Here is a 19,559-nt window from a genome sequence, read left to right on the forward strand (position 1 = left end):
GGGCCGCTAGGCTTGGACCATGACTTCTGACGAACCCGTCGCCCTGTATCCCGGCCTGCGCGGACCGGTCATCACCTCCCCGCAGTCCAAGCACCTGAAGGAGGCCGCGAAGCTGCACAAGCGCAGCTGGCGCAATAAGGCCCGCCGCTTCCTGATGGAGGGACCGCAGACCATTCGCGAGGCGCTGCGCCACCAGCTCGAACTCGCACCGGCGGCCGTCACGATTCCCACCGGACGGGACAAAGAGACCGGCGAGCCGATCTTCCCCAAGGGCGCGCCGCGCGGCTCGGTGGTGGATCTGTGGATCACCGCGGAGGCCGCGGAACGCCACACGGACATCCTGGGGCTTGCCAAGCAGGCGGACGTGCGCATCCACCAGGCGACGAAGGAGGCCCTGACAGAGGTCTCCGATACGGAGCACAGCCAGGGCCTGGTCGGCGTGGCCGAGCGCTTGGACGTCCCGCTGACCGACGTGGTGACCAAACAATCCAAACTGGTCATCGTGCTCAGCCAGGTGCGGGACCCCGGCAACGCCGGCACCGTGCTGCGCGTCGCGGACGCAGCGGGTGCCGATGGCATCGTCTTCACCTCGGCCAGCGTCGACGTGTACAACCCGAAGACGGTCCGCTCGACCGCCGGCTCTCTGTTCCACACCCCGGTCGTCACCGGGGTCGGACTGCCGGAGGTCACCGAACTGGCCCGTGCCCGCGGCATGCAGGTGCTGGCCGCCGACGCCCATCAGCCCGCCCACGATCTGCACGTGCCCTGGGACACCGGGCTGGACTTGACCCGGCCCACTGTCTGGGTCTTCGGCAACGAGGCCTGGGGTCTGCCCGAGGCCGACCGGGCACAGTGCGACGCCGCCGTGGCCATCCCGATCTACGGGCGGGCCGAAAGCCTCAACCTGGCCTCGGCGGCCAGTATCTGCATCTACGAATCGGCCAAGAACGTCCGCCTCTAGGCCACCGGTAGAATGACCCCTGACTGCACATTGAACGAAATCGTGAGAAAGAAGGCCGATGTCCGAGCATCTTGATCCGCTCGACGAGGCGGGCGTCACCGCCGCGGTGGAAGCCGCGCTCGCCGCATTCGCCCAAGCCGAGTCCCTGGACGACCTGAAACAGGCCAAGATCGATCATATGGGCGATAAGGCGCCGTTGGCGCTGGCGAACCGGTCCATCGGCAAGCTGGACAAGTCGCTCAAGGCCGCCGCGGGCAAGCTGGTGGGCTCGAGCCGCGGGCGCGTCTCGAAGGCCCTGGCCGCCCGCCAGCAGCAGCTCGAGGATGAACGCGACGCCCGTGTGCTGGTCAGCGAGGCGATCGACGTCACCGCGCCCACCAACCGGACTCCCGCGGGCTCGCGCCATCCGCTCCAGCAGCTGCAGGAGCAGATCGCCGATCACTTCGTGGGCCACGGCTGGGAAGTGGCCGAGGGACCCGAGGTCGAGAACGAATGGGTCAACTTCGACTCGCTGAACTTCGGACCGGATCATCCGGCCCGGCAGATGCAGGACACCTTCTTCGTCGATCCGGCCTCGGCGGGTCTGGTGCTGCGCACCCATACCTCCCCGGTCCAGTCGCGTTCCCTGCTCAACCGCGGTGTGCCGCTGTACGTCGTGTGCCCCGGCAAGACCTTCCGGACCGATGAACTCGATGCGACCCACACCCCGGTGTTCCACCAGGTCGAGGGCATCGCGATCGACAAGGGCCTGACCATGGCCCATCTGAAGGGTACGCTCGACGAATTCGCCCGCGCGATGTTCGGCCCCGAATCCACCACGCGCCTGCGGCCCAGCTTCTTCCCATTCACCGAGCCCAGCGCGGAAATGGACTTCTGGTTCCCCAATAAGGTCGGCGGACCCGGCTGGATCGAATGGGGTGGCTGCGGCATGGTCCACCCGAACGTGTTGCGCGCCGCCGGGATCGACCCCGACGTCTACCAGGGCTTCGCGTTCGGCATGGGCATCGAACGCACCCTCATGCTCAGAGAAGGTATCAACGATATGCACGATATGGTCGAGGGCGATATCCGCTTCTCGCACACCTTCGGAGGTGTCGCCTGATGCGCGTCTCCCTGGAATGGCTCTCCGAACTCGTCGACCTTTCCGGCGTCACCGATGCCAGGGAACTGGCGGCGGAGCTGGCCGGGATCGGCCTGGAGGAAGAGGACTTCTTCGGCCCCACCGTCACAGGTCCCCTGGTCGTCGCCCGCGTGCTCACCGCAGAACCCGAGAAGCACTCGAACGGCAAGACCGTCAACTGGTGCTCCGTCGATGTGGGCGAGGACGAACCGCGCGGGATCGTCTGCGGGGCGCACAACTTCGGCCCGGGCGACCTGGTCGTGGCCTGCCTGCCGGGTGCCGTGCTGCCCGGTGACTTCGCGATCGCCGCCCGCAAGACCTACGGCCACGTCTCCGACGGGATGATCTGCTCGGCCCGTGAGCTGGGCCTGGGCGAGGACCACGACGGCATCATCCGACTGGCCGACTGGGGCCTGGACGGGACCCCCGGCGATGATGCCAAAGCGCTGCTGGGGCTGGACAACACGGTGCTCGACGTCAACATCACCCCCGACCGCGGCTACCAGCTGTCGCTGCGCGGGGTGGCCAGGGAATTCGCCCTGCTGAAGAACCAGGAGTTCGCCGACCCCGCCGCCCTGGACACCTCCGACTTGTTGGCCGCCGCCGGCACCGGCTTCCCCGTCGAATTGGCCGACGAGGCCCCGATCCACGGGGTGCCCGGCTGCGACCGCCTGACCGCTCTGCGGGTCACCGGGATCGACGCCTCCGCGCGGACCCCCTACTGGATGGTCAAGCGGCTGCTCGACGAGGGCATGCGCCCCATCTCCCTGACCGTCGACGTGACGAACTACGTCATGCTCGAACTCGGCCAGCCCCTGCACGCCTACGACACCGCGAAACTGGGCGACAAACTGGTCGTGCGCCGCGCCCGCAAGGGTGAGAAGCTGACCACGCTCGACGACGTCAAGCGGAAGCTGGACCCCGAGGACCTGCTCATCACCGATGAGGGCGGTGCCGCGGGGGATACCCGCATCATCGGCCTGGCCGGTGTGATGGGCGGTGCCGCACTCCAGGTCACCGAGCAGACCACCGACATCCTGATCGAGGCCGCGCACTTCGATGCGGTGTCGATCGCCCGGACCGCGCGACGCCACAAGCTGCCCAGTGAGGCCGCGCGCAGGTTCGAACGCGGAGTCGACCCGTTCCTGGGGCCGACTGCCGCACTGCGCTGTGCGCTGTTGCTGGTCGAACTCGGTGGCGGGACGCTGAGCCATGATGTCACCGTGGCCGGCTCCGCCCCGAGCGAAGCGGTGCTGGACTTCGCGGTGGACGCCGCGGCCAAGCGCGTGGGCGTGGCCTACACGCCGGCCCAGGTGGTATCCGCGCTCGAATCCGTGGGCTGCCGCGTCGACGGGGTGGCCGAGGCCGCACAGCCGGGCGCGCTGCTGCGCGTCACGGTGCCGGGCTGGCGCCCCGATCTGAGCGCCTCGGAGGACCTGGTCGAGGAGGTCGTTCGGGTCAACGGCTACGACCAGGTCCCCTCGATCCTGCCGCAGGCACCCGGCGGCGCCGGGCTGACGCGGGCCCAGCGGACCCGTCGTGCGGTCTCGAACCTGCTGGCGGCCGCCGGGCTGACGGAGGTCCTGACCTATCCGTTCACCTCGGACAAGCGCAGCGATGCCGAACTCATCGACGCCGCCGACCCCCGCCGGGTCAACATCCGCCTAGCCAATCCGCTGGCCGAGGACAATCCGCTCATGCGCACGCACCTGCTGGCGACCCTGCCCGATGCGCTGGCCCGCAACCTGGGCCGCGGTTTCAAGGACGTCGCCCTGTTCGAGGCCGGACTGGTCACCACGCCACAGACCACCGCCCTGGCCCAGGGACTGAACTTCCAGCCGGGCTATCACCCCGACGATGCCGAACTCGAGGCGATCTTCGCCTCGGTCCCGGCCCAGCCGTACCACTTCGCGGGCATCATCTCCGGACACGCTGAACTGCCCGGCGTCTGGGGCAAGGGCCGGCAGGCCGGAGCCCAGGACGTCATCGAACTGGTCCACCGGATTGCGGCCCTTATCGGCGTGCGTCCGGAGGTCGCGGCCGCGGAGTACGCCCCCTACCACCCCGGCCGCTGCGCCCGCTTCACCGGGGCCACCGGCGCCGTGCTGGGCCATGCGGGCGAACTGCACCCCAAGGTGTGCGAGAACCTGGGATTGCCCGCGCGCACCGTTGCCTTCGAAATCGACCTGGACGCGCTGCTGGCGCAGCCCACTGCCCGCGATTGGCACGGGGCCCTGTCGAGCTACCCGGTGTCCAGGCAGGACGTCGCCCTGCTGGTCGACGATACGGTGACCGTGGGCCAGTTGGCAGCGGCTCTGCGCGCCGGGGCCGGGGACGAGCTCGAATCCCTTGAACTGTTCGACGTCTACACCGGCGACCAGATCGCCCAGGGCAAGAAGTCCGTGGCCTTCCGGCTGACCTTCCGCGCCCACGATCGGACGCTGACCGCTGACGAGGCCTCCGCCCTGCGCGAGGCCGCGACCGCGGTGGCCGCGCAGCGTCACGGGGCCGAGGTCCGCGGCTGATGAGCGCGCAGCAGGCAGTCGGCCGCCAGGGTACGGCCGGGACGGAACACAGTGTGGACCTGGTGCTCATCACCGGTGGGGCCAGGGGAATCGGCCGCCATCTGGCCGAGGCCTTCGCCCGCGCCGGCTACACAGTGGTGCTCACCGCCACAGATGCCACCCGGGCGCAGGCCACGGCGGCCGAACTCGCGGCCGCGGCCGGGGCACCACAGCGGGTCTTCGGCTGTGGCCTCGACGTCGCCGATCCCGGATCCGTGACGGCGCTGCGAGAATCCCTGGAGGAGATCGCCGCGCGCACCGGTACCCGGCTGCGCGTGCTGGTGAACAACGCAGGGCGCATTGAGCCGAACGCGGGCCCCGTCTGGGAAGACGACCCGGCCGACCTGCTGGCCGTCGTCGCAGCGAACGTCGCGGGCCCCCTCCTGCTGGTCAACGCCCTGGCGCCGGTGCTGCTGGCCACCGCGGCCACTACCGGGGCCCCGGCGCGCATCATCGATCTCAATTCCGGTTCCGGTGCCCAGGGCACCGTCGAATACGCTGCGTATTCGGCCTCCAAGGCCGCCCTGTTCCGCCTGGCCGATTCGGTCGAACACTACGGGCACGAGCAGGGCCTGCGGATCTTCGAAATGGCACCGGGCGTGGTGCGCACGGAGATGACCTCTGCGATGTCGGTCCACGACGGACGCAGCGAGTGGACGGACCCACAGGCGGTGGCGGACCTGGCGCTGGCCTTTGCCTCCGGAGACCTCGACGCATGGTCGGGTCGCTATGTCCGCGCGGGCCTTGACACCCCTGAATCGCTGGCGGCCGCGTCACCGCAGGCCGGGCGGCGACTGCTGCGCGTGGACATGTAGATCCTGACTCGGAATCCCCTGACCGTATGCTAGGCACCGGACGGTGCACGATCCGTGCCGGTGTGAAAGGAAGTGCCCCATGACCGTTGTGTGGACGATCGCCCTGGGCCTGCTCAATGCGGCGATCCTGGGGGTGCTGGTCCGCCGGCTGTCCCGGGTGGGCACAGGACTGGTCCGCAATGCCGTCCTGTCCCTGGTCTTCGGCATGGCACTGTGGCCCATCACCCAGGAGGCGTACCGGCTACTGCATGTGACCGATGTGCTCGATGTGCTGGACAACCAGTGGGGCCTGGCCGGCGCGATGGTCTACCTGCTGTTGTTCGGCTGGCTGGTGGCCATTCAGGTGGCCGTGCTGTTGGGACTCGAGATCGTGTGGCCCGGGGGCACCCTGGGGTCGGTCGCCCGGGGCGCCACCCGGGTGCCCGGCCGTTACCGGCGGACCAGGCGCCTGTTGGAGATCCAACGGATCCTGGTGGTCCACGGGCTGTCCAGTTATGTCCGTCCGCGCCTGCCACGGCGGATCCACGTGGATCTGGACTCGTTGGCTGCCACGCTCGCACGGGCCCTGGCCGCCTGTGGGGTCACCTTCGTCAAACTCGGTCAGTTCGCCGCCACCCGCGCCGACGCCGTGCCACCGGAATTCGTCCGCGAGTTCTCCAAGCTCCAGGCCGAGGTCCCGCCCGTGCCGTTTTCGGAGCTGGAGCCCGAACTGCTCAAATCCTGGGGCAAGCCCGTCGACGAGGTCTTCGCCTCCTTCGACCGCAGACCACTGGCGGCGGCCTCGGTGGCCCAGGTGCACACCGCAGTGCTCCACGACGGCACCCCGGTGGTGGTCAAGGTGCAGCGCCCCCGGATCCGCGGGCAGGTCCAGGCGGACTCCGATATCATCCTGACCCTGGCCGAGAGCCTGGAGGCACGGGCGGTCTGGGCGCGCCAAGTGGGCGTGTACAAACTGGCGGAGTCCTTCGTGAAGTCCCTTCGGACCGAACTGGACTACCGGGAGGAGGCCGCACAGACGATCGCGATGCGCGAGGTCACCGCGGCCTCGGGCCAGGAAGATATCGTTATCCCGCGCATCTACCCGGAGCTCTCGGGGCCCACCGTCATCGTGATGGACCAGGTGGCGGGCACCCCGCTGTCGAAGGCCCACACGGAACTGGCCACGATGCCAAGGCGGCTGCGCCGGGGTCTGGCAGAGGACCTGTTCGAACTCATCGCCAGACAGATGCTGGTCGATGGGACCTTCCACGCCGATCTGCACGGCGGCAATATCCTGATCCAGCCCGGCGGCACCATGGGGCTGATCGACTTCGGCGCGGTGGGCCGGCTGGAGGCCGGGGACCGGCAGGACATCATGATCCTGTTGGTTGCTCTGCAGACCCAGGACTCACGGGCGGCGACCTCGGCCGTGCTCGATATGCTGGGCAATCCCGCCGGCGCGAACGCCCGGATGCTGCAACGCGATATCGGCGATGTCATGCTGCGCTTCGCCACCGCCGGGCGCGGGAACTATTCCGAGTTGTTCACCCAACTGGCCAACTTCTTCGTCGTCCACGGTTTCACGATGCCAACGCCGATCGGCTCGGCCTTCCGCGCGATCAGCACGTTGGAGGGTTCGCTGAAGGTGCTCGATCCGGATCTCGACCTACTGGATATGGTGCAGGCACGCGGTGACTCCCTCCTGGCCCAGGCCAGGCGGCCGGCCGATATGGTCGACCGGGCGAAGCTCTATGCGCTGACCACGGGCACACAGCTGCTCGAACTGCCGGGGCGGGTCTCGCGTGCGGTGGCCCATCTGGAGGACGGGGAGCTCAACGTGGGCCCCACGGGGATGGACCAGTCCACTCTGGGCAGGATGATGCGGTTGCTGGGCGACTCCCTGGTGCAGACGGTGATCGCGACGGCGCTCATCATCGGCGGGATCATGCTGATGGCCGCCGATATCGGGCCGACCCTGTCCAGTGAGCTCAAGATCTTCACGTACTTCGGCTCCTGGCTGCTGTTGACCGGAGCGATCCTGGCCGAACGCGTCGTCGCCCCGGCGATGACCCGCCGAAGCGGCTGAGCGGCGCGCGGATCATCGGCCGCGGCGCTCAGCCGGCCCCACTCAGGGCAGGAGCACGACCTTACCGGTGGTCTTCCGGCCCTCCAGAGCACGGTGGGCGTCAGCGGCCTCGGCCAGGGGGAAGGTCGCTCCCACCCGGAAGTCCAGCCAGCCCTCGTTCAGCCCGGCGAAGACCATATCACTGCGCTCCTGCAACTCCTCCGGGGTCCGGGCGAACCACTGCAGTGAGGGCCGTGACAGGAAGATGCCACCACCGGAGTTCAAGCGTTGGATGTCGAATGGCGGCACGGCGCCCGAGGCGGCTCCGAAGAGCACCATGGAACCGCGCGGCCTGAGGCTGGCCAAAGAGGCGTCGAAGGTGTCCTTGCCGACCCCGTCGTAGGCGACGTCGACCCCGGCGCCGTTGGTCAGGTCCATAACGGTCGCGGTGATGTCGACATCCGGGCCGTAGAGGAACACCTCATCGGCGCCGGCTGCCCGCGCCAGGTCCCCCTTCTGCCGGGTGGAGACCGTGCCGATCACCCGGCCTCCCAGGTGCTTGACGAACTGGGTCAGCAGCAGGCCGACACCGCCGGCGGCGGCATGGATCAGCGCGGTCTGGCCCGGTTCGATCCGGTGGGAGCCGGTGGCCAGATACTGGGCGGTCAGACCCTGCAGGGGGATCGCCGCGGCGGTCGGGAAGTCGACTCCGTCCGGTACCGGCAGCAGGGACTTCTCGGCGACCACGACGCGGGTGGCATAGGAGCCGGGGGCGTCGTGCCAGGCCACCGCATCGCCCACGGCCACGGTGCTCACGCCCTCACCCAGGGCGGCCACCGTGCCCGCGCCCTCGGAGCCGACGATGTGGGGGAAGGGCATGGGGTACATGCCGCCGCGGCGGTAGGTGTCGATGAAGTTCACGCCTGCGGCGCGGACGTCGACGAGGACCTGGCCGGGGCCTGGCACGGGATCGGGCAGTTCGTTGTAGGCGAGTACTTCGGGCCCGCCCTGGCGCATCGCCTGGATTGCGAACATGGGTGCTCCTTCGAGTCGGTTTGCGGATCGATTCGGGCCGCGGGACGGTGAACCGTCACGCTAGTGCATAAAGTTTAAACATCATGTATCGTTATGCACATGTCCGATTTCAGTGTTGCAGTCTCCGGGGCCACCGGGTACGCAGGCGGGGAAATGCTCCGGCTGCTCGACGGCCATCCATCCCTTCACGTTACAACGCTCACCGGCAATTCGTCCGTCGGTCACACTTTGGGGGAGTATCAGCCCCATTTGGTCCGATATGCGGACCTGGTCATCGAGCCGTCCACGGCCGAGGTCCTGGCGGGCCACGACATCGTCGTCCTGGCCCTGCCGCACGGGGAGTCCGGCAAGATCGCGGCGGAACTCGAAGCCGCCTCGCCCGCCACCCTCATCCTCGACCTGGCGGCGGACCACCGCCTGGTCAGCGCAGCGGCCTGGGAGAAGTTCTACAAATCCGAACACCAGGGAACCTGGACCTATGGCCTGCCCGAACTCATGCTGCCCGGCGGCCGCAAGCAGCGCGCGCTCCTGCCCGGTGCCAAGCGGATCGCAGTACCCGGGTGCAATGTCACGGCGATCACCCTGGCCCTCCAGCCCCTGGTCGCAGCCGGGCTGATCGACCACACCCGGCTGCACGCGGTGCTGGCCAATGGCGTCTCCGGCGCCGGCAAGTCGCTCAAACCGCACCTGCTGGCAGCGGAGATCCTGGGCGACGCCAGCCCGTACGGCACAGCCGGGACCCACCGGCACGTCCCGGAGATCGAGCAGAACCTGGCCGCGGTGCTGGGCCAGACTCCGGACGAAACCGACGTGCGGATCTCCTTCACCCCCACGCTGATTCCGGCGGCCCGCGGAATTCTGGCCACCTGCCAGGCGCCGCTGACCCCCGGGACCGACCCCGCGACGATCGCCGAGGCCTTCCACGCCGCCTACGACGATGAGCCCTTCATCCGGCTGCTGCCTCACGGCCAGTGGCCGCACATCTCGGCGGCGGTCGGCTCGAACACCGCGCATCTGCAGTTCGCCATCGATGAGCGCGCCGGCACCGTCCTGGTGTGCGCAGCCATCGACAACCTGGTCCGCGGCACCGCCGGCCAGGCACTGCAATCGGCCCAGCTGAGCCTCGGGCTGCCCGAAGACCTCTCAATCCCAGTTCAAGGAGTTGCACCGTGAGCGTCACCTATCCGCAGGGCTTCAGCGCCGCAGGCGCTACCGCGGGCCTCAAACCCAGTGGCAAACCAGACCTGACCGTCATCGCCAACACCGGCCCCTCCGATGCCGTCGCCGCGGTCTTCACCTCCAACCGCTGCCAGGCCAACCCCGTGCTGTGGAGCCGCCAGGCCGCAGCCGACGGCAGGGCCCGTGCGGTCGTCCTCAACTCCGGCGGCGCCAACTGCTTCACCGGGCCCTTCGGCTTCGAGACCACCCACGCCACAGCGGAAACCGCCGCCGGGCTGTTGGACGTCGCGGCAGGCGATGTGCTGGTGTGCTCGACGGGGCTGATCGGTGTGGGCGGGCAGGACTTCCGCGATAAGATCCTGGGCGCGCTGCCCGGCCTGGTCGCGGACCTGGCGGAAACCTCGCAGGCCGGACAGGACGCCGCCGAGGCGATCATGACCACCGATACCGTGCCCAAGACCATCGGCTACGAAGGCACCGGCTTCCGGATCGGCGGGATCGCCAAGGGAGCGGGAATGCTGGCGCCGGCCCTGGCCACCATGCTCGTCGTCCTGACCACGGACGCGGATCTGGACTCGGAGGAACTCGATGCGGCGCTGCGCAGTGCCACGGACGCCAGCTTCGACAGGCTCGACACCGACGGGTGCATGTCGACCAACGACACCGTGATCCTGATGAGCTCCGGGCTGGGCGCCAAGCCCGATCCCGAGGAATTCGCGGAGCTGCTGCGCCAGGCCTGCGTCGACCTGGCCCGCCAGCTGCATGTGGACGCGGAGGGCGCCCACCATGATGTGGCGATCACCACCAGGGGGGCGGCCAGCGAGGCCGAAGCGGTCACCGTATCCCGCGCGGTCGCGCGCTCGAACCTGTTCAAGGCCGCGATCTTCGGCGAGGACCCCAACTGGGGCCGCGTGGTCGCCCAGGTCGGCACCACGGACGCCACCTTCGAACCCGATGCCATCGACGTGACGATCAACGGCATCATGGTCTGCCAGGGATCCACCCCGCACGCCGACCCGGCTACAGTCGTCTTCGGCCGCGAGGTGACCGTCGACATCGACTTGCACGCAGGCGGGGCCGCTGCCACGGTGTGGACCTCGGACCTGACCCATGACTACGTCGAAGAGAACAGCGCCTACTCATCATGAACGACACGCCGCGCGGTAGCCGCGCACACCAGCACCTGAGCCCCGCCCAGCGCCTGGCCGTGGCCCAGTCCAAGGCGGAGGTCCTGACCGAGGCCCTGCCCTGGATCAAGACCTTCAAGGGCGCCACGATCGTCATCAAGTACGGCGGCAATGCAATGGTCTCCCCGGAACTGCAGCAGGCCTTCGCCGATGACATCGCCTTCTTCCGCTTCGCCGGGCTGCGGCCCATCGTCGTCCACGGCGGCGGCCCGCAGATCAACACGATGCTGGAGCGCCTGGGCATCGAAAGCGAATTCATCGCCGGCCAGCGCTACACCTCCGAGGAGGCCGCCGAGGTCGTGCGCATGGTGCTCTCGGGCCAGGTCAACCGCGATATCGTCGCGCGCATCAATATGAACGGCGATGCGGCGGTGGGCCTGTCCGGCGAGGACGGCGACCTGCTGCTGGCCACGCCCAGTTCCGTGACGGTCGACGGCCAACAGGTCGCCCTGGGCCGGGTGGGGGAGATCCGCCGGGTCAACGTCGAGCTGCTCAACGAGCTGCTGGACGCCGGGCGCGTACCGGTGGTGTGCTCGATCGCGGTGGAACTCGGCGGGCCAGCGGGTAAACCGCTGAACATCAACGCCGACCTGGCCGCGGCCCAGATCGCCAAGTATGTGGGCGCCGACAAGCTCATCATGCTCACCGACGTCCCCGGCCTGTACCGCGACTGGCCCGATCGCGACTCGCTCATCTCGCGCATCGCACCGGAGGAGCTGCGGGAACTGCTGCCCCGCCTCGACTCCGGCATGATCCCCAAGATGACCGCCGCGCTGGACGCGGTGGACAACGGTGTGGGCCAGGCTCACATCATCGACGGGCGCACCGCGCACTCGCTGCTGCTTGAGGTCTTCACCGACGAGGGCATCGGAACCCTGGTGCAGTACCCGGACTTCGTGCCGCGCTCCGTCGGCTGACCCCGTTTCTCCCCACCACTCACGAATGTTAGAAGGAATCATGGCTGATCAGACCCAGCCCCAGACCACCGCCACCGGCTGGCGGACCGCCCACGAACACTCCATCCTGCCCGCCATCGGACGGCCCCAGCTCCTGCTCGACCACGGTCGCGGGGCCCATGTGTGGGACTCCGACGGGAAGGAGTACATCGATCTGTTGGCCGGCATCGCGGTCAACGCCCTGGGCCACGCACATCCGGACTACGTCGCCGCCGTATCCCATCAGGTGGCCACGTTGGCGCAGATCTCGAACTACTTCGCCTCGGAGCCGCAGATCCACCTGGCCACGCGGATCCTCGAACACGCGAAGGCGCCCGAGGGTTCGGCAGTCTACTTCGCCAACTCCGGTTCGGAGGCCAATGAGACGGCGCTGAAGATGTCGCGCCGGGTCGCCGGTGGCACCCGGACCAAGGTGATCGCCGTCGAGGGCTCCTTCCACGGCCGGACCATGGGGTCCCTGGCGCTGACGAGCAATCCGAAGTATCGCGAGCCCTTCACCCCCGGCGTGCCCGGTGTCGTCTTCGTGCCCTTCGGTGACATCGCCGCCCTCGAGGCGGAGATCGACGATACGACTGCGGCGATGTTCATCGAACCGATCCAGGGCGAGGGCGGGGTGCGCAACCACCCGCAGGGCTATCTCACGGCGGCACGCGAACTGACCAGGGCCCACGGCGCCCTGCTCGTCCTCGACGAGGTGCAGACCGGGATGGGCCGGTGCGGCGCCTGGTTCGCACACCAGCACCCGCTGATCGGCGAGGGGGTGGTGCCCGACATCATGACCCTGGCCAAGGGTCTGGGCGGCGGGCTGCCGATTGGGGCCACCGTGACCTTCGGGTCCGAGGTGACGAACCTGCTGGTGCCCGGCCAGCACGGCTCGACATATTCGGGCAACCCGGTCGTCACCGCGGCCGGCAATGCCGTCTTCGACGTGTTCGAACGCGACGGCCTGGTGGGCCGCGCCGAAGCCGTTGGCCAGGAATTCGCCGATGCCCTGGCGAAGGTCGACGGCGTGGTCGCGGTGAGCGGGGCGGGCCTGCTGCGCGCCTTCGAGGTCGCGGACCTGGATTCCCACGACGTGGTCGACGCCGCCCTGGCCGCCGGCTACATCACCAATGCCGTCACCCCCAGCAAGGTGCGCCTGGCCCCACCCCTGATCATCGACGACGCCGATCTGATGGCGTTCGTGGACGATCTGCCGGGTATCCTGGCCGCTGCGCAGAAATCCGCGCCCACCCCCACGGAGGCATGATATGACCCGCCACTTCCTCAAGGACACCGACCTGAGCCCGGCCGAATTGGTCGAGGTGCTCGACCTGGCCCAGGCGATGAAGGCCGACCCCTACGCGTTCAAGCCCCTGGCCGGGCCGCAGACCGTCGCGATCATCTTCGACAAGACCTCGACGCGCACCCGCGTGTCCTTCGCCGCAGGAGTCGCAGCCCTGGGCGGCAATCCGCTCATCATCAACCCGGGCGAATCGCAGCTGGGCCACAAGGAGTCCATCGAGGACTCCGCACAGGTGTTCAGCCGGATGGTCTCGGCGATCGTCTGGCGCACCTATGAGCAGTCGGGCCTGGAACGGATGGCCGCCTCCGGCAGCGTGCCGGTGATCAACGCGCTGTCCGACGACTACCACCCCTGCCAGCTGCTGGCCGATCTGCTGACGATCCGCGAACACCGCGGCAACGACTCCGCCTCCGGCGTTGCAGGGCTGACGCTGAGCTACTACGGCGACGGCGCGAACAATATGGCCCATTCCTATGCCCTGGCCGGGGTCAATGCCGGGATGCACGTGCGCGTCGCCGCTCCGACCGGCCACCAGCCCGCCGCATCCGTGGTCGCAGAGGCCCATGCGCTGGCCCGCGTCACCGGCGGCTCGCTGATGATCACCGACGACCCCGTCGCGGCCGCACAGGACGCCGATGTGCTGGTGACCGATACCTGGGTCTCGATGGGCCAGGACCACGCCGGCCGCGACGATGAGGACTCGCCGTTCACCAAGTACCAGGTGACCGAGGAACTGATGGCGCTGGGCCACAAGCCGATCTTCCTGCACTGCCTGCCGGCCTACCGTGGCAAAGAGGTGGCTGCCGAGGTCATCGACGGCCCGGCCTCGGTCGTGTTCGATGAGGCGGAGAACCGCCTGCACGCGCAGAAGGCGCTGCTGGCCTGGCTGGTGGAGCGGGCTTGAACGCGCATCCCGCGGCCGGTCGGACGGCGGCCGTGACCACCAAGGCCGCCAGGCAGGCGAAGATCACGGAGCTGATCCGCACCCGGCAGGTGCGCTCGCAGACGGAGCTGGCCGGCCTGTTGGCCGAAGCCGGCTTCGAGGTCACCCAGGCCACGCTCTCGCGCGACCTGGTGGGCCTCGGCGCGGTCAAGGTCCGCACCCGGGCCGGCGCCGTCTACGCGGTCCCTGGAGAGGGTGGGGACTCCTCCCTGCAGCAGGGCCTGGGCGCCGAGGTCTTCGACGCCCGGCTGGGCCGCCTGCTGGAAGACCTGTTGGTCTCAGCGGTGCACTCGGGCAATATGGTGATCCTGCGCACCCCGCCGGGGGCCGCGCAGTATCTGGCCTCGGCAATGGACCACGCCAGGCTGCCCGATGTGATGGGCACGATCGCCGGCGATGACACCGTCCTGGTCATCACCTTCTCCGCCGACGGGGGGCCGAAGCTGGCCGCCGCGCTGTTGGAGCAGGCGGGAATCTCCGGCTGATCGGTCGGGTGTTCGGCCGGGCCCGACGCAGATCACAGTGCCGGCACTATGATGAATAGACATTCATGGGTTAGTATTTTAATAAATCACGAAGGAGAGTTTCATGACTGAACGCGTCGTACTGGCGTACTCCGGGGGCCTCGACACCTCGGTCGCCATCGGTTGGATCAAGGAAGCGACGGGCATGGACGTCATCGCCATGGCCGTGGACGTGGGCCAGGGGGGCGAGGACCTGGAGACCGTTCGCCAGCGCGCCATGGACTGCGGTGCTGTCGAGGCCGTCGTCGCCGACGCCCGCGATGAGTTCGCCAACGAGTACTGCATGGCGGGCCTGAAGGCCAACACCATGTACATGGACGCCTACCCGAACGTCTCGGCCCTGTCCCGTCCGCTCATCGCCAAGCACCTGGTCGCCACCGCGCTGAAGTACGGTGCGACGACGGTGGCCCATGGCTGCACGGGCAAGGGCAACGACCAGGTCCGCTTCGAAGTCGCGATCACCTCGCTGGCCCCGCATCTGAAGTGCCTGGCCCCGGTGCGCGACCTGGCGCTGACGCGTGAAGCCGCGATCGAATACGCGGAGCGGAACAACCTGCCGATCGTCACGACGAAGTCGAACCCCTTCTCGATCGACCAGAACGTGTGGGGTCGCGCCGTGGAGACCGGATTCCTCGAGGACATCTGGAACTCCCCGACGAAGGACGTCTACGACTACACCGACGATCCGGGATTCCCGCCGCCGGCCGACGAAGTCCAGATCACCTTCGAAAAGGGCATCCCGGTGGCCATCGACGGTGCGAAGGTCACCCCGCTGCAGGCCATCGAACAGCTCAACCAGCGTGCCGGCGCACAGGGGATCGGACGCATCGACATCGTCGAGGACCGCCTGGTCGGCATCAAGAGCCGCGAGGTCTACGAAGCGCCGGGCGCGATCGCGCTGATCACCGCGCACCGCGAACTGGAGAACGTCACTCTGGAACGCGAACAGGCCCGGTTCAAGAAGTTCGTCGACCAGCGGTGGACCGAAGTGGTCTACGACGGGCAGTGGTTCTCCGAGCTGCGGGAATCCCTGGACGCCTTCATCGAGGACACCCAGGACCACGTCTCCGGCACCATCCGCATGGTCATGCACGGTGGTACGGCAGTCGTCACCGGGCGCAAGTCCGAGCACTCGCTCTACGACTTCAACCTGGCGACCTACGATGAGGGCCAGTCCTTCGACCAGTCCGCCGCCCGTGGCTTCATCGACATCTACGGCCTGTCCTCGAAGCAGGCCACCGCGCGCAACCAGAAGTTCTGAGCGCAGCGGGCCGGTCCGGTGGATGATCCGGACCGGCCGCACCCGGACCCAGGCCGTAAGCTGAGGGCGAAAGCCTCCCGCTTGCGGCCTGGGCCGTATCCGGGGAACACGCATCAACCGACGTATCCGCTACATACGAAGAAGTGAGGAACCCGTGTCCGAACGGATCAGCCTGTGGGGTGGGCGCTTCGCCGACGGCCCCGCCGACGCCCTGGCCAAACTCTCGAAGTCGACCCAGTTCGACTGGCGCCTGGCCGACTACGATATCGCGGGCTCCCGTGCCCACGCCCGCGTGCTGGCGTCCGCCGGCCTGCTCGACGAGACGGAACTGGCCGGTATGCTGGCGGCCCTCGACGAACTCCAGGCACGGGTGGACTCCGGGGACTTCGTGGCACAGGAATCCGATGAGGACGTGCACTCGGCGCTGGAACGCGGCCTGCTGGAGATCGCCGGCGCCGAGCTCGGCGGCAAACTGCGCGCCGGCCGCTCCCGCAACGACCAGATCGCCACCCTGGGCCGGATGTACCTGCGCGACCACGCCCGCAGCCTGGCCGGCCTGGTGCTCGACGTGACCGAGGCGCTTCTCGAGCAGGCGGCCGCACACCCCGAAGCGGCGATGCCGGGGCGCACCCACCTGCAGCACGCCCAGCCGATCCTGCTGGCCCACCAGCTCCTGGCACATGTCTGGCCGTTGCTGCGCGATGTGGACCGGCTGACCGACTTCGATCGCCGTGCCGCGGTCTCGCCCTATGGTTCCGGTGCTCTGGCCGGGTCCTCGCTGGGCCTCGACCCACAGGCGGTGGCCGCCGAACTGGGCTTCGCTGACTCGGTGGAGAATTCGATCGACGGCACGGCCTCCCGCGATGTGTTCGCCGAATTCCTCTTCGACCTGGCAATGCTGGGCGTGGACCTGTCCCGGCTGTCGGAGGAGGTCATCCTGTGGGCGACCAAGGAATTCGGCTTCGTCACCCTGGACGACCGTTTCTCCACCGGTTCGTCGATCATGCCGCAGAAGAAGAACCCCGATGTCGCCGAACTCACGCGCGGCAAGTCCGGGCGCATCATCGGTGATCTGACCGGCCTGCTGACCACCCTCAAGGGCCTGCCGCTGGCGTACAACCGGGACCTGCAGGAAGACAAGGAGCCGGTGTTCGATGCGGTGGACACCCTGGAGCTGCTGCTGCCGGCCTTCGGTGGCATGGTCGCCACTCTGACCTTCAACACCGAGAGGATGGAGTATCTGGCCCCGCGCGGATTCGCCCTGGCCACGGATATCGCCGAATGGTTGGTCCGGCAGGGAGTTCCTTTCCGGGTGGCCCATGAGCTCTCCGGTGCCTGTGTCAAGCTGGCCGAGTCCCGTGACCAGGAACTGTGGGATCTCACCGACGAGGACTTCGCCGGTATCTCGGAACACCTGACCGGTGAGGTCCGCAGCGTGCTGTCGACCCACGGCTCGATCGACTCGCGCAGTTCCAAGGGTGGCACCGCGCGCTCGGCCGTGGCAGGGCAGCTCGAGCACGCCAGGGCCGAGGTCGCGCGGCTGCGCGCCTTCGCGAACACGCCGACCCGCTGAATCGGCGGGAACGGGGCACTCTGGAACACCGCCGCCGAGGTCCTGGCCGGGACCTCGGCGGCGGTGCGCCGCTAGAATCAAGGGTGCCGAGCCTTGTCGTTCGGCGCTCATGCACATATGAAAGGGAAACAGTGACCGACATCCTCAGCGATTTTCGCAGGCGCGAACTCGTCGCACAGACCACCGACGAAGAGGCCCTGGGCAATGCCCTGGCGAACGAATCCCTGACCTTCTATGTCGGTTTCGATCCCACCGCGCCCAGCCTGCACATGGGCAATCTGGTGCAGATCCTCACGGCTCGCAGGCTGCAGGACGCCGGGCACAACCCGTTGGCACTGGTCGGCGGGGCGACCGGCCTGATCGGCGATCCGCGACTGACCTCCGAGCGCACTCTGAACCCGCGCGACGTCGTCGAGGGCTGGGTTGAGCGGATCCGCGGCCAGATCGAGCGCTTCCTGGACTTCGAGGGCCCGCATGCCGCTCGGATGGTCAACAACTACGACTGGACCGGCGAGGTCAACGTGCTGGACTTCCTGCGGGAAGTCGGCAAGCACTTCTCCGTCAACCGGATGCTGGCCAAGGAGGCCGTCGCGGCGCGGCTCAAGAGCGATTCCGGGATCTCGTTCACCGAATTCTCCTACCAGCTGCTGCAGGGCAATGACTACCTCGAACTGCACAAGCGCTATGGGGCCAGCCTGCAGACCGGAGGTTCGGACCAGTGGGGCAACCTGACCGCCGGCATCGACCTGATCCGGCGGGTGACCGGTGACAGCGTACACGCGATGTCGACCCGGTTGATCACAAAGGCAGACGGCACCAAGTTCGGCAAGACCGAATCCGGCACGGTCTGGCTGGATCCGGAATTGACCAGCCCATACGCCTTCAGCCAGTTCTGGCTCAACGCGGCAGACGCCGATGCGCCGGGCTACCTCAAGGTGTTCTCGCTGCGTCCGATGGACGAGATCGACGCGATCATCGAGGAATTCCAAGCCGCCCCGCACAAGCGCCTGGTGCAGAAGACCCTGGCACAGGACGTCACGACCCTGGTCCACGGCCCTGAGCAGACCGCGCAGGCCTTCGCCGCGGCCGATGCGCTGTTCGGGGGAGGAGACCTGGGCGAGCTGGCGCCGGCCACCGTGGCGTCCGCCACCGCGGACCTGCCGACAGCGCAGTTCGACGCTGCTGCCCTGGCCGCCGGCATCTCGGTCGTGGATGCCTTCGCGGCCTCCGGCATCGTCAAGTCCAAGGGCGATGCCCGCAAGGCCATCCAGCAGGGCGGCGCCTACATCAACAACACGAAGGTCGCCGAGGCGGATGCCGTGCTGCGTGCCGAGGATCTGCTGGAGGCGGCCGGTGCGGGTGTGGCGGTGCTGCGACGCGGCAAGAAGACCTTGGGAGCCGTGCGCGTGACCCGCTGATCCGCTGCTCCGGACATGGGGCCCGCCGGCGTACTGAGGACGATTACGTCCCCATATGCCGGCGGGCCCCGATGCTTGTAGCACGGATCACTCTGGTTCGGTTTGCGGCCGGGTTGCGGGTCGTGTAATGTCTTCTCTTGTCGCCAGGACAGCCCAGCGGGTTCGCGGGGCCGGAAATCCCGGCGGCAGTGAACATAATCGAGCATCCCTTCGCGGTGACTCCTCTTGTGATTGCCTGTGTTTCACGGGTGGTTGTCGGGGTTGGCCAGTGTGGGTGTGTGCCTGTTGTTTGAGAACTCAATAGCGTACTTGAATAGTTTTTTTCGTGATGCCAGAACTAAGTAGTACATATTTTCTGGCTGAAAATAATAATGATGGATGATACGAAGAACAATGCCTCTCTTGATGGTGGGTGTTGTTCTTTTTCTCGTCAGTCTGTTCTTTTCGGTCGGGATCGCTTTTAAGCAAATTTTTTTGTGGAGAGTTTGATCCTGGCTCAGGACGAACGCTGGCGGCGTGCTTAACACATGCAAGTCGAACGATGAAGTGGCACTTGTGTCATGGATGAGTGGCGAACGGGTGAGTAACACGTGAGTAACCTGCCCCTGACTTCGGGATAAGCCCGGGAAACTGGGTCTAATACCGGATACGACTCCTGCCCGCATGGGTGGGGGTGGAAAGTTTTGTCGGTTGG

At 67.8% G+C, this 19,559-nt stretch carries 15 protein-coding genes and 1 rRNA gene; 15 read left to right on the forward strand and 1 reads right to left on the reverse strand.

Going from position 1 to position 19,559, the window contains the following annotated elements; translation table 11 throughout:
• Positions 1–19 precede the first annotated feature (19 nt).
• The 5 genes from NQ034_RS05610 to NQ034_RS05630 all read left to right on the forward strand — a co-directional run bounded on the left by NQ034_RS05610 (position 20) and on the right by NQ034_RS05630 (position 7,525).
• Entirely contained in the window at positions 20–961 is a 942-nt protein-coding gene (locus tag NQ034_RS05610; RefSeq protein ID WP_257047539.1) for a TrmH family RNA methyltransferase, read from the forward strand.
• 58 nt (positions 962–1,019) lie between these two features.
• Positions 1,020–2,063: a phenylalanine--tRNA ligase subunit alpha gene (pheS, locus tag NQ034_RS05615; RefSeq protein ID WP_257047540.1), complete on the forward strand. Its 1,044-nt coding sequence runs from the start codon at positions 1,020–1,022 to the stop codon at positions 2,061–2,063.
• On the forward strand, positions 2,063–4,606 hold the full coding sequence (gene pheT, locus NQ034_RS05620) for a phenylalanine--tRNA ligase subunit beta (protein WP_257047542.1): 2,544 nt from the start codon (positions 2,063–2,065) through the stop codon (positions 4,604–4,606). Before pheS ends, pheT begins: the two co-directional genes overlap by 1 nt.
• A complete protein-coding gene (locus NQ034_RS05625) occupies positions 4,606–5,460 on the forward strand; it encodes an SDR family NAD(P)-dependent oxidoreductase (protein ID WP_257047543.1) in 855 nt (284 codons plus the stop codon). Before pheT ends, NQ034_RS05625 begins: the two co-directional genes overlap by 1 nt.
• Positions 5,461–5,539: 79 nt before the next feature.
• Entirely contained in the window at positions 5,540–7,525 is a 1,986-nt protein-coding gene (locus NQ034_RS05630) for an ABC1 kinase family protein (RefSeq protein WP_257047544.1), read from the forward strand.
• Between the two features lie 42 nt (positions 7,526–7,567).
• Here the strand turns inward: NQ034_RS05630 and NQ034_RS05635 are convergent, their stop codons facing one another.
• A complete protein-coding gene (locus NQ034_RS05635) occupies positions 7,568–8,539 on the reverse strand; it encodes a quinone oxidoreductase family protein (RefSeq protein WP_257047545.1) in 972 nt (323 codons plus the stop codon).
• Positions 8,540–8,638: 99 nt separating this feature from the next.
• Here NQ034_RS05635 and argC point away from each other — a divergent pair, with 99 nt between their 5' ends.
• The 10 genes from argC to NQ034_RS05685 all read left to right on the forward strand — a co-directional run.
• A complete protein-coding gene (argC, locus tag NQ034_RS05640) occupies positions 8,639–9,712 on the forward strand; it encodes an N-acetyl-gamma-glutamyl-phosphate reductase (RefSeq protein ID WP_257047546.1) in 1,074 nt (357 codons plus the stop codon).
• Positions 9,709–10,866, forward strand: coding sequence for a bifunctional glutamate N-acetyltransferase/amino-acid acetyltransferase ArgJ (argJ, locus tag NQ034_RS05645; protein ID WP_257047547.1), 1,158 nt, complete (start codon positions 9,709–9,711; stop codon positions 10,864–10,866). Before argC ends, argJ begins: the two co-directional genes overlap by 4 nt.
• On the forward strand, positions 10,863–11,822 hold the full coding sequence (gene argB / locus NQ034_RS05650) for an acetylglutamate kinase (protein WP_257047548.1): 960 nt from the start codon (positions 10,863–10,865) through the stop codon (positions 11,820–11,822). The genes argJ and argB overlap by 4 nt, the downstream gene beginning before the upstream one ends.
• A gap of 40 nt (positions 11,823–11,862) precedes the next feature.
• A complete protein-coding gene (locus tag NQ034_RS05655) occupies positions 11,863–13,110 on the forward strand; it encodes an acetylornithine transaminase (protein WP_257047549.1) in 1,248 nt (415 codons plus the stop codon).
• Between the two features lies 1 nt (position 13,111).
• Positions 13,112–14,050 (forward strand): ornithine carbamoyltransferase, encoded by a 939-nt coding sequence (gene argF / locus NQ034_RS05660; RefSeq protein WP_257047554.1) that lies wholly within the window; start codon positions 13,112–13,114, stop codon positions 14,048–14,050.
• The gene (locus tag NQ034_RS05665; RefSeq protein WP_257047556.1) at positions 14,047–14,574 is read left to right on the forward strand and encodes an arginine repressor; all 528 of its coding nucleotides are present in this window, start codon (positions 14,047–14,049) and stop codon (positions 14,572–14,574) included. The genes argF and NQ034_RS05665 overlap by 4 nt, the downstream gene beginning before the upstream one ends.
• Positions 14,575–14,677: 103 nt before the next feature.
• Positions 14,678–15,874, forward strand: a complete 1,197-nt coding sequence (locus tag NQ034_RS05670; RefSeq protein ID WP_257047558.1) for an argininosuccinate synthase — start codon at positions 14,678–14,680, stop codon at positions 15,872–15,874.
• 154 nt (positions 15,875–16,028) lie between these two features.
• Entirely contained in the window at positions 16,029–17,447 is a 1,419-nt protein-coding gene (gene argH / locus NQ034_RS05675; RefSeq protein WP_257047560.1) for an argininosuccinate lyase, read from the forward strand.
• 131 nt (positions 17,448–17,578) lie between these two features.
• Positions 17,579–18,865: a tyrosine--tRNA ligase gene (tyrS, locus tag NQ034_RS05680; protein WP_257047561.1), complete on the forward strand. Its 1,287-nt coding sequence runs from the start codon at positions 17,579–17,581 to the stop codon at positions 18,863–18,865.
• 473 nt (positions 18,866–19,338) lie between these two features.
• Positions 19,339–19,559: ribosomal RNA gene (locus NQ034_RS05685) — 16S ribosomal RNA — on the forward strand; the annotation flags it as partial.

It is taken from the genome of Brevibacterium moorei (assembly GCF_024580735.1).
GTDB classification, from domain to species: domain Bacteria; phylum Actinomycetota; class Actinomycetes; order Actinomycetales; family Brevibacteriaceae; genus Brevibacterium; species Brevibacterium moorei.